Here is an 11,341-nt window from a genome sequence, read left to right as displayed (position 1 = left end):
ACTCATCGAATTTCGCCCCGAAGGGCGTCTTCCGGTTGCGGTGCAGGCATAAGGGTAGTAGCCCAAAACAACACTAGGATCACGACCTATGGCCGCACCCGATCGAAAGAACGATCTTCTCGCCGTACCTAATCCTGTCGACGGTGCTCTCCGTCACGCACGCCGCCGCCGTCGGGGCAAGGGATTCGTCGCCGGCCTCGTCATCGGGGCGCTCGTGCTCGTCGCTGGTGGCGGTGCCGCGGCGTACTTCGGGTACCGCGCGTCCCTCGACAACAACATGGAGCGCATCGACCCGTTCGCCGAGATCGACCCCTCGACCCGCCCCAGCGCGGAGCCGGTAGAGGGACCGAAGGCACCCGTCAACATCCTGGTGCTCGGCTCGGACAGCCGGATCTCGGCCGGCGACCCGAACGCCTGGGAGGCCGGCGCGCAGCGCACGGACGCGATCATGCTCGTGCACCTGGCCGCGGACCGGCAGTCGGCGGCGGCCATCTCGATCCCTCGCGACTCCTGGGTGCCGATCCCGGGTTACGGCGAGGCGAAGATCAACGCGGCGTTCTCCTACGGCGGTCCGCCGCTGATGATCCAGACGGTCGAGGAGCTGACGGGCGTGCGCATCGACCACTTCGCCGTCACCGACTTCGAGTCGTTCAAGGCCCTGACCGACTCCCTGGACGGCGTCGAGATCACGGTGCCCGACGGTGAGGGCGGTTCCATGCGGCAGGCGATGACCGGCGAGGAGGCACTGGCCTTCACCCGGGAGCGCTACGCCCTGTCCAACGGTGACTTCGGCCGCGTGCAGCGGCAGCAGGCCTGGATGCGGGCCATCGTGGCGAAGGCCAAGAACAGCATGAGCGAGCCCCTGAAGATGGCCAGCTTCCTCGAGGCCATCACCAGCTCGGTCGCGGTCGACCAGGACCTCACCCTCGACCGCATCCAGGAGCTGTTCGCGGGCTCGGGGGACATCTCGACGAACGAGATCACGTTCATGACGGCCCCCTACTCGGGCACCGGACGAAGCGCCGACGGCCAGTCCATCGTGGTGCTCGACCGCGCGACGTTCGACCCGCTCATGAAGGCCGTGGCGAAGGACGAGGTGCCGGACTTCCTGGCCGACAACCCGGCTGCCATGGACGTGCTGCCGGCGGTCGTGCAGTAGGACGACCTGACATCCCGCGACCGGTCCCGCCGCACCCTCGGGGCCGCGGGGCCGGTCGTGTCAGAGGCCCAGTGCCGCTCGGAGGTCGGCCTGGACCTGGGCCAGACGGTCGCGTGCCGCGACCCTGGCCGTCGACAGGGCGCTCGCCGAGGCGTTCGGCTCGACCGGCGAGACCACCTCGATGTAGCACTTGACCTTGGGCTCGGTGCCGCTGGGGCGCACGATCACCCGGGTGTCGTCGGCGGTCAGCAGCACCACGCCGTCGGTCGGGGGCAGGCCGTCCAAGCCCTCGGCGAGGTCGCGGACCGAGTTGACGGGGGAGCCCGCCAGGATCTTCGGCGGCGACGTGCGGAGCGCCGCCATGGTCGACTCGATCTGTGTGAGGTCCTCGAACCGCGCCGACACCTGGCCGGTGACGTGGAGCCCGCAGGCGCGGGCGATGTCGTCGAGCCGGTCCAGCAGGGTCCTGCCGTCGGCGGCCAGCCGGTTGGCCAGCTGCGCGACGGCGACCGCCGCGGAGAGGCCGTCCTTGTCGCGCACGTGCGCGGGGTCCACGCAGTAGCCGAGCGCCTCCTCGTACCCGAACACGAGGTCCGGGGTCCGCGAGATCCACTTGAAGCCGGTGAGCGTGGTCGCGTGGTCGAGCCGGTGCCGTGCGGCGATCGCGGCAAGTGCGCGCGACGACACGATCGAACAGGCCAGCGTGCCGCCCGTGCCGGCGCGCGCCGCACGTTCGGCGGCGTCCCAGCCGAGCAGCATGCCGACCTCGTCGCCGTGCAGCATGCGCCAACCCTGCGAGAACGCGGTCTCGGCACCCTGGTACGTCCCGTACTGCGGGTCGAGCACGGCGACGGCGCACCGGTCGGCGTCGGGGTCGTTCGCGATGACCAGGTCGGCGTGGGCGTCCTGCGCCAGGGCGAGGGCCATGTCGATGGCCCCGGGCTCCTCGGGGTTGGGGAACGCGACGGTCGGGAAGTCCGGGTCGGGCTCGGCCTGCTCCTCCACCGGTACGACGTCGGTGAATCCGGCCTCCGCCAGCACGCGTGCGACGGCGGCGCCGCCCACACCGTGCAGGGACGTGGTCACGATACGGAGCTTGGTGCGGGGCTCGCCGTCGTGCAGGCCGGCCACCGCGGCGTGGTACTCGTCGGTGATGCGGGAGCCCAGCACCGTCCAGCCGGACTCGGCGCGCGGCACGTCCTTGGCCGGGCCGACCCGGGCGATCTCCTCGGCGATCCGGATGTCGGCAGGCGGGACGATCTGCGCGCCCTGGCCCGCGTCGGTGACGACCCGCCCACCGAGGAACACCTTGTAGCCGTTGTCCGCTGCGGGGTTGTGGCTCGCGGTGACCATCACGCCGGCGTCGGCGTCCAGGTGGCGCACCGCGAAGGCGAGCACAGGTGTGGGACCGGGCGCGGGCATCAGGTGCACCTCTGCGCCCGCGGCGACGAGCACCGCTGCCGTGTCGCGGGCGAAGTCGGCGGAGCGGTGCCTGGCGTCGAACCCGACCACGACCCGCGGGGACGCTCCGGCCTCAGCCCTGAGGAAGGCGGCGAGCCCGGCTGCGGCCGCGATCACCACGGCACGGTTCATCCGGTTGGGCCCTGCCGCCATGGCGCCGCGCAGGCCCGCCGTGCCGAACTGCAGCGTGCCGGAGAACCGGTCCGCGAGCTCGGCGACCGCACGCGAGCGCACGCCGCTGCCGGTGGTCCTGGCGATCAGGGCGCGCAGGTCCGCGACGTCGGCCGCGTCGACGTCGGCGGCCATCCAGGCCTCGGCGCGCGCGAGGAGGTCGGGCGCGTCGAGCGCTCCCGCGGTGGTCGGCTGGTTGGCGGACACGGGCATCAGATCTGCTTGATGACTCGCGCGAGCAGGTCGCTGATGCGCGGGCCGGCTTCCCGGCCCGCCTCCAGCACCTCCTCGTGGGAGAGCGGGCGGGGGCTGATGCCTGCGGCGAGGTTCGTGGCCAGCGAGATGCCGAGCACGTCCATGCGGCAGTGGCGGGCGGCGACGGCCTCCAGCGCCGTCGACATGCCGACGAGGTCGGCGCCCAGGAGGCTCGCCATCTTCACCTCGGCCGGGGTCTCGTACTGCGGGCCGTGGAACTGCGCGTACACGCCCTCGGGCAGGTCGGGGTCGACGCTCCGGGCGATCTCGCGCAGGCGCGGCGTGTAGATGTCGGTCATGTCGGCGAACTTGGCACCCTCGAGCGGCGTCTGCCCCGTGAAGTTCAGGTGGTCCTTGATGAGCACCACCTGTCCGGGCCGCCAGCCGATGTGCACGCTGCCGCAACCGTTCGTGAGGATCGCGGTCTCGCAGCCGGCGGCCGCGGCGGTGCGGACGCCGTGCGCCACGCGGCGCACCCCGATGCCCTCGTAGAGGTGCGTGCGGGAGCCGAGCACGAGTGCGTGCCGTACCGAGCCGTCGGGCCGTTCGATGCGGATCGAGCGGGTCGTCGACCGGTGCCCGTCGACCGCGGGCTTGACGAAGCCGGGGATCTCGGCCGTGGGGATCTCGGCGACGACGTCGCCGACCAGCTCGGCCGCACCACCCCATCCGGACCCGAGGACGAGCGCGACGTCGTGCCCCGGCACCCCCGTCTTGGCCGCGATGTACTCGGCGGCGGCGGCGGCGACGTCGAAGGGGTCGGTCGTCGGGTCGTCCAGATCTGGCTCCGTGCTCATGGTCCGAGGTTAACGCCACTTTCGCCGTGGCACGCGCCCACGAGCGCACGGGATCCGTGACACTCGCGGACGATGCGAGAATGGAACCGTGACCCCCCTCGATCCCGCAGCTGTCCCGCCCCATGTCGTCGTCGTGGGAGGTGGACCCGGCGGCTACGAGGCGGCGCTCGTGGCGCGCAGCCACGGCGCGCAGGTCACCGTGGTCGAACAGCAGGGCCTGGGCGGTGCGGCGGTCCTGACCGACGTCGTCCCGTCGAAGACGCTCATCGCGACCGCCGAGTGGATGACCATCGCCGACCGTGCCCCCGAGCTCGGCATCCGCACGCCCGACGACGTCCTGGACCCGTTGTCCGACGTGAACGTCTCGCTGGCCACCGGCGGCATCCCCGTGGTGTCCGCCTACGCGGCCCCTGCGCTGGGCGGCGCCGGGGTGCAGGCGGCGGCGTCGGCGGCCGGGACGGCGGAGGAGAAGCGCAAGCACTTCGTGGACCTGCAGGCCGTGAACAAGCGTGTGCTCGCGCTCGCGCGCGCGCAGAGCGCGGACATCCGTGGCCGCCTGGAGCGCGAGGGCATCCGGATCGTCGCGGGCAAGGGCCGGCTGGACGGCCCGGCGCGCGTGGTCGCCGAGACGGCGGACGGCGCCACCGAGACGCTCGAGGCGGACTCGATCCTCCTCGCGCTCGGCGCCACCCCGCGCACCCTGCCCACAGCGGTGCCCGACGGCGAGCGGATCCTCACCTGGACGCAGATGTACAACCTGCGCGAGCTGCCGGAGCGGCTGATCGTGGTCGGCTCCGGTGTCACCGGCGCGGAGTTCGCCGGTGCCTACAACGCCCTCGGCGCGGACGTGGTGCTCGTCTCCAGCCGGGACCGGGTGCTGCCCGGCGAGGACGAGGACGCTGCGGAGCTGCTCGAGGGCGTGTTCCGTGCGCGGGGCATGACCGTGCTGTCCCGCTCGCGCGCGGCGTCGGCCGTGCGCACCGACGACGGCGTCGAGGTGACGCTGTCCGACGGCCGCGTGGTGCACGGCTCGCACGTCCTGGTGGCGGTCGGCGGGGTGCCCGCAACGGCGGGCCTGGGGCTCGAGGAGGCGGGGGTGCGGCTGTCGGAGTCGGGCCACGTCGTCGTGGACCGGGTCTCGCGCACCTCGGTGCGCGGCATCTACGCGTCCGGTGACTGCACCGGCGTGCTGCCGCTCGCGTCCGTCGCCGCCATGCAGGGCCGCATCGCCGTGGCACACGCCCTGGGCGACGCCGTGCAGCCGCTCGCGCTGCGCACCGTGGCCTCCAATATCTTCACCGCGCCCGAGATCGCCACCGTCGGCTACAGCGAGGAGAAGCTGCGCGCGCAGAGCTCCCGCTTCATCACGACGACGCTGCCGCTCGCCCGGAACCCGCGCGCCAAGATGCTCGGCGTCAAGGACGGGTTCGTGAAGCTCTTCGCGCACCCCGAGGCGGGCGTCGTGCTCGGTGGCGTGGTCGTGGCACCGCGGGCGTCCGAGCTGATCTTCCCGATCACGCTCGCCGTGCAGCACCGGCTCACCGTGGAGGACGTGGCCTCGGCGTTCACCATCTACCCGTCGCTGTCCGGCTCGATCGCCGAGGGTGCGCGAGTGCTGGACGCGCGAGTGGGGAAGTAGGGCTCAGGCTCAGGCGACGGACGCGTCCAGGACGATCTGACCGCCCTCGACCTTCGCGCCCGAGACCGTCAGGCCGGGCACCTTGACCTCCAGCAGGCGCTCGACGTCGACGGCGATGCGCGCGTCCGGCTGGACGTCCACGACACCCGGGGGCAGCCCCTGCTTGGCGACCTCCTGCTCGATGGGGGCCGCGGCGAGGCTGAGCAGCCGGTGCGCGGGCAGACCCGCGGCGTTCACCTCGACGGTGAGCGTGGCGACGCCACGCTCGAAGGCGGCGAGCTTCACGTCGGCCCGCACGATCGGCGCGATCTTCACGGCCAGCTTGAGCGGGCCGGGGAGGGTCTCGAGACGGCGCAGGTCCGCGACCACGCGAATCACGTCCCCGTCGCCGACGACGGACGTGATGACGGGCGGCGCCTGCTTGGCGATCCTCGCCAGGCCCAGCACCTCTTCGGGAGCGATCCGGATATGCACGGGTCGACCCTATCGCGACAGACCACCCCCGGCAGGGACCTGCGAGAACAGCCACGGAGCCTGCGCGCGGAGCGCCTCGGCGAGCATCGGTCGCATCGACATCAGGAAGGTGTTGGTGAGGTGGCTGGCGTCGCGGTACACGAGCACGTTGCCGATCACGGCGGGGCAGCGGTCGTCGGACTCCCGGCAGTACCAGTCCGTCAGGTCGATGTGCACCATCGACTCGGGCACGCCCGGGGTGGTCAGCGCGGGTGACACCTCTGGATACACCCTCGACCGGGTCAGGTCGCACAGGGCGGTGCTCGCGCCGTGCTCCGCGAGGCAGTCACGCACGAGGGGCTCGCCGCTGCGCGGGTTGTCCCGGATCCCGATCAGCCGGATCCCGGCCTGGTCGAGCAGCTGCCACGCCGCCACCTGCTCGGCGGGGATGTCCTCCAGCTCGCCCTTGTAGTGGGTGTGCGTGCCGTCGACGACCATGGCGTCCGGCCGCAGCTCCGCCGCCAGCTCGATCACGTTGTCGCCCCACTGCACGCACCCGTGCTGCGGGTCGGGGACGTGCTTGACCCGGCACTGCCCCTTGCCCGCGAGCACCAGCCGCCAGTCGTTCTCCTGCGCGATCTCCAGGAACACGTCCGACCACTGGTACGTGTGCGACCCTCCGGCCAGCAGCACCGTGGCGGTGGGTTCCTCCGGGGCGTGCAGATCGCACCAGACCGCCTCCTCGTAGCCGGGGCCGCTGCCACCCGGCTGGACGCAGTCGGAGTCGGTGAAGTGCAGGCTCTTGTCCGCCTGGGCGGCCTCGGCCGCCGGGCGGAGGTCCGTGACCGGTGCGGCGTCCGCCGTACGGATCGCCGTCGCGCCGGGATGCGCCGTGTCGACCTGGCCGAACTCCGCGGCCGCGGCGGTGACCTGGCGCTGGAGGTCGGCCTGGAGGCTGAGCACGGGCACCACGACGAGGGCGGTCGCGGTCACGGCACCGCCGAGCGCCACGAGCGCCCGGCCGGTCGGCAGGGTCCGCGGTACCACCCGCGCCACCGGCTGAGCCACCAGGCGCTGGGTGGCCCAGGCCAGGAGCACCGAGACGGTGAGGACCACGGTGGCCTCCTGCCACCCGACCGCGGTCACGTCGGTCAGCGCCATGAGGAAGATGAGTATCGGCCAGTGCCACAGGTACAGCTCGTAGGAGATGTCCGCGAGAAAGCGCAGCGGCGGGAACGCCAGCATGCTCCGTGGTCCCCAGGACGTCGGCGTGCCGGCGCCCGCGATCACGAGCAGGGCGCCGACCACCGGCCAGAGCGTCCACAGGCCGGGGAACAGGCTGCCGCCGTCGAGCACGAACCCGGAGGCGACCACGAGCCCGAGACCCACCCAGGCGCCGACGGCACGGAGGCGGCGGGGGGCGCCGAGCGGCACCAGGCCGAGCAGCGCACCGGCACCCATCTCCCAGAAGCGGGCCGCCGTGTGAAAGTAGGCCACCGGCTGCAGCTCGGCGGTGAGCTGGACGGCGAAGACGAGCGAGGCCGCCGTCGCCACGGCGAGCAGCGGTAGCAGCACGGTGCCGACGCGCAGGCGGCTACGGCGCACGGCCAGGCCGATGAGCAGCACGAGCAGTGGCCACGCGAGGAGGAACTGGCCCTGCACGGACAGCGACCAGAAGTGCTGCAACGGGCTGGCCGCCGGGCCGGCCGCTCCGTAGCTCAGCTCGTTCGTGACGAGGTCCCAGTTCTCCATGTACACCGCGGAGGCCACGACCTGTCGCCAGATGCTCTCCCAGGTGGACTCCGGCAGGAGCAGCCACGCGCCAACCGCGACGGCGGCGAGCACCGTGAGGGCCGACGGCGCGAGGCGTGCGGCGTTCCGCGCCCAGACGGCGCCGAGCCGGAGCGTCCCGTCGTCGGCCCGGCGGACCAGCGAGCGGGTCACCAGGTAGCCGGAGACCACGAGAAAGACGTCGACCCCACCCGAGACCCGGCCGTTGCCGAAGAGATGGAACAGTGCGACGAGCACGAGCGCGAGACCACGGAGGCCGTGGATCTCGGGGAGGCGGGCGCCTGGACGTGGCGCGGCGTCAGCAGGCAGAGGTGCCACGCTTTTCATTCTTGCGCTTCCTGCCATTTCCTGGGGTGCGAGAGCGGGCGAAAAGGGTCGGGTGTTACCGGGCCGGCCCGCCCCGCGTCAGGTCGATCCAGATCAGCGCAGCATGGTCAGCAGCCGCGGGAGCGCCTCGCCGAAGGCGGGGAGCAGCGTCAGCCCGCCGAGGTCGTCGAGTCCCGTCCAGCGGACCTCCAGGCTCTCGGGGTCCGCGGCGCGAGGCTCCACGCGGTGACCTGGTGCGACGTCGGCCACGACCGTCGTGTAGCTCCAGGCCGGGTGCTCCAGCACGTGCGTGCCCACGACGTGCACGGCGGCCGGGTCGATCGCGGCCTCCTCGGCGGCCTCGCGCAGCGCACCCGCGGCCGGCTTCTCGTCCGGTGCGAGGGCACCGCCGGGGATGCCCCATGTACCGCCCATGTGCGACCACAGTGCGCGGTGCTGCAGCACGACGTGCGAGGGCTTGCCGTCGGGGTCCCGGCGGACGAGGAGCAGTCCGGCGGCGCCGAACAGCCCCCAGTGCCGATGGTCCCCGCACGTCACCCAGCCGTCGCCTCCGTGCCGGTGCAGGTCGGTCGGAGGCACTGTCGCGTTCGGCACAGCGCCAGTCTGTCAGGTCTTGGCGTGCGACGTGGCGGGTGGGTGCCGAGGTGTGTCCGCCACCGATCCGTCGGATCGAGCCGGTGGCGGGGCACGGCCTCGGCCGGCTCAGACGTCGGCGGGGACGCCTTCGACGATCACCTTGCCGCCCTCGAACCGGAAGCCGGTCACCTCGGTGAACCGGCCGCGCATCAGGGCCAGCACGTCCAGCGAGACGGTGCCGTCCTTGCGGAGCTGCACGGCGTTGTCCGGCAGTCCGCTCTTGCGCGCCATCTTGGCGACCGTGCCGGAGGCCAGCGGGAGCAGCTTGGTGGCCGGCAGGCCCGCCGCGTCGGCGTCGACCTGGAGCACCGCGATGTTCTGCCAGAACGAGGTGATCCGCGCTGACGCGTGCACGACCGGGACGGCCTTGGCCGCGATCTTGACGGGCAGCGGGGCATAGGTCAGGCGGCGCAGGTCCGCTGTCACGGAGATGACCCCGTCGTCGCAGGTCAGCTCGCTGACGAACGACGGAAGGGACTTGCGGGGACGGACGAGGGCGATGGCCTCTTCGGGGCTGAGTACTACGACGTGTGTCACGTCGCAGAACCTAGCGGATCAAAGGGAGCCTTCATCGCGCTTCTCGTGGATATCCGTGCTCATTGGGCGCTTTTCACCCGAGCTGGTCTCGAATTCACCCATCAGAGGGCGAATCCGGCTCAGTCGACGATCTCGCAGATCGCGGCGCCGGCCGTCACCCCGGCACCGGGCGCAGCCGTCAGGGACCGCACCGTGCCCGCGCGGTGGGCCAGGATCGGCTGCTCCATCTTCATGGCCTCCAGCACGACGACGAGGTCGCCCTCGGCCACCTGGGTGCCGTCCTCGACCGCCACCTTGACGATGGTGCCCTGCATGGGCGACGCGAGCGTGTTTCCCGCCGAGCCGCCCGAGGCCTTCGCCCCGGCGGCGCGTCGCGTGGGCCGGCGAGCGGCGTTGGCCGACCGGGCGCGACCGGCGGCGACACCGAGGCCTGCGGGCAGCACGACCTCGAGCCGGCGTCCGCCCACCTCGACGACCACCCGTTCCGCGGCCACCTCTTCCTCGTCGGCCTCCGGAGCCGGTGCGGCCGCCGCGGGAGCCAGCGTCTTGAGCGTGTCGGCGAACTCGGTCTCGATCCAGCGGGTGTGCACCCGGAACGGCGAGCCGTCGGCCGGGACGAACGCGTCGGCCTCGAGGACCGCCTTGTGGAAGGGGACCACCGTCGGGATGCCTTCGACCACGAGCTCGCGCAGCGCGCGACGGGCCCGCTCGACGGCCTCGGTGCGCGTGGCGCCCGTGACGATGAGCTTGGCGATCATGGAGTCGAACGCCCCGGACACCGAGTCGCCCGCGACGACACCGGTGTCGACGCGCACGCCCGGGCCCGACGGCCAGGCGATCGTGTTGAGGCGGCCCGGCGCCGGCAGGAAGCCCATCGCGGGGTCCTCGCCGTTGATGCGGAACTCGATGGAGTGCCCCCGCACGGCGGGGGAGTGGTACTCGAGCTTCTCGCCCGCCGCGATACGCAGCTGCTCGCGCACCAGGTCGATGCCGGTGACCTCCTCGGTCACGGGGTGCTCCACCTGGAGCCGCGTGTTCACCTCGAGGAAGGAGATGGTGCCGTCCACCCCGACGAGGAACTCACAGGTGCCGGCGCCCACGTAGCCCGCCTCACGGAGGATCGCCTCCGACGCCGCGTACAGGGTCTTCTCCTGCTCCGGCGTCAGGAACGGCGCCGGCGCCTCCTCGACCAGCTTCTGGTGGCGGCGCTGCAGCGAGCAGTCACGGGTCGAGACCACCACGACGTTGCCGTGGGTGTCCGCGAGGCACTGCGTCTCCACGTGGCGCGGCTTGTCCAGGTAGCGCTCCACGAAGCACTCGCCCCGGCCGAACGCCGCCACGGCCTCGCGGACCGCGGAGTCGAACATCTCGTCGATCTCGTCGAAGGTCCGCGCGACCTTCAGACCGCGGCCGCCGCCACCGAATGCCGCCTTGATGGCGATGGGCAGGCCGTGCTGCTCGGCGAACGCCCTGACCTCGCTGCTGTCCTTGACCGGGTCGGGCGTGCCGGGAACGAGGGGCGCTCCGGCGCGCTGCGCGATGTGGCGCGCGCTCACCTTGTCGCCGAGCGACTCGATGGCCGACGGCGGCGGCCCGATCCAGGTCAGTCCGGCGTCGATCACCGCCTGGGCGAACTCCGCGTTCTCGGACAGGAACCCGTAGCCGGGGTGCACGGCGTCGGCCCCCGAGCGGCGCGCGACGTCGAGCAGCTTGGCCGGGTCCAGGTACGTGTCGGCCGCGCGGGCACCGCCGAGCGCGAACGCCTCGTCGGCGATGCGGACGTGCAGCGCCTCGCGCTCCTGGTCGGCGTACACGGCGACGGACGTCAGCCCCGCATCGGCGCATCCACGGGCCACGCGGACGGCGATCTCACCGCGGTTGGCGATGAGCACCTTCGAGATGGTTCGGGGCAGGCTGGAACTGGGCACGGCTCACCGTAACCCGCTGGTACCGGGCCGACGTACCGCCTCGGGACACCCGGCGAAAAGTCTGGAGCCCAGACCAACCCCGGCGCGGGCCGTTTGGAGGATTCAGACATGGCGTGGCCCCGGGAGGGTCGGTTGCGGACGGCCTGGTTGTGGACATCCCTCAGTTCCCACCCACCCACCCGCCCCC

General features: G+C 72.4%; 9 protein-coding genes. 2 read left to right on the top strand and 7 right to left on the bottom strand.

Annotated elements, in window-relative coordinates; genetic code table 11:
- Positions 1-88 precede the first annotated feature (88 nt).
- Positions 89-1,159 carry an LCP family protein gene (locus tag ACYVK7_RS16580; protein ID WP_460888826.1) on the top strand — a complete coding sequence of 357 codons (1,071 nt, stop codon included), beginning with the start codon at positions 89-91 and terminating at the stop codon, positions 1,157-1,159.
- A 60-nt stretch (positions 1,160-1,219) separates the two neighbouring features.
- Here the strand turns inward: ACYVK7_RS16580 and ACYVK7_RS16575 are convergent, their stop codons facing one another.
- Together ACYVK7_RS16575 and ACYVK7_RS16570 are read right to left on the bottom strand one after the other, a co-directional pair.
- The gene (locus tag ACYVK7_RS16575; RefSeq protein ID WP_460888825.1) at positions 1,220-3,004 is read right to left on the bottom strand and encodes a phospho-sugar mutase; all 1,785 of its coding nucleotides are present in this window, start codon (positions 3,002-3,004) and stop codon (positions 1,220-1,222) included.
- Entirely contained in the window at positions 3,004-3,843 is an 840-nt protein-coding gene (locus tag ACYVK7_RS16570) for a purine-nucleoside phosphorylase (RefSeq protein WP_460888824.1), read from the bottom strand. The genes ACYVK7_RS16575 and ACYVK7_RS16570 overlap by 1 nt, the downstream gene beginning before the upstream one ends.
- 88 nt (positions 3,844-3,931) lie before the next feature.
- On the opposite strand from ACYVK7_RS16570, the gene ACYVK7_RS16565 reads away from it, so the two are divergent.
- On the top strand, positions 3,932-5,482 hold the full coding sequence (locus ACYVK7_RS16565; protein WP_460888823.1) for an NAD(P)H-quinone dehydrogenase: 1,551 nt from the start codon (positions 3,932-3,934) through the stop codon (positions 5,480-5,482).
- Between the two features lie 9 nt (positions 5,483-5,491).
- On the opposite strand, the gene ACYVK7_RS16560 is transcribed toward ACYVK7_RS16565, so the two are convergent.
- From ACYVK7_RS16560 to ACYVK7_RS16540, 5 genes are all read right to left on the bottom strand, one after another.
- Positions 5,492-5,956 carry a hypothetical protein gene (locus ACYVK7_RS16560; RefSeq protein ID WP_460888822.1) on the bottom strand — a complete coding sequence of 155 codons (465 nt, stop codon included), beginning with the start codon at positions 5,954-5,956 and terminating at the stop codon, positions 5,492-5,494.
- A gap of 9 nt (positions 5,957-5,965) precedes the next feature.
- Entirely contained in the window at positions 5,966-8,044 is a 2,079-nt protein-coding gene (locus ACYVK7_RS16555; protein ID WP_460888821.1) for an acyltransferase family protein, read from the bottom strand.
- A gap of 102 nt (positions 8,045-8,146) precedes the next feature.
- Positions 8,147-8,647, bottom strand: coding sequence for an NUDIX domain-containing protein (locus ACYVK7_RS16550; protein ID WP_460888820.1), 501 nt, complete (start codon positions 8,645-8,647; stop codon positions 8,147-8,149).
- Positions 8,648-8,755: 108 nt separating this feature from the next.
- Positions 8,756-9,226 (bottom strand): hypothetical protein, encoded by a 471-nt coding sequence (locus tag ACYVK7_RS16545; protein ID WP_460888819.1) that lies wholly within the window; start codon positions 9,224-9,226, stop codon positions 8,756-8,758.
- A 119-nt stretch (positions 9,227-9,345) separates the two neighbouring features.
- Positions 9,346-11,154 (bottom strand): acetyl/propionyl/methylcrotonyl-CoA carboxylase subunit alpha, encoded by a 1,809-nt coding sequence (locus tag ACYVK7_RS16540; protein ID WP_460888818.1) that lies wholly within the window; start codon positions 11,152-11,154, stop codon positions 9,346-9,348.
- Positions 11,155-11,341: the final 187 nt, after the last annotated feature.

The sequence above is a fragment of the Promicromonospora xylanilytica genome (assembly GCF_054782895.1).
The sequence above is the reverse complement of the archived record's forward strand: the minus strand, read 5'-3'. Positions and strand labels throughout refer to the sequence as shown.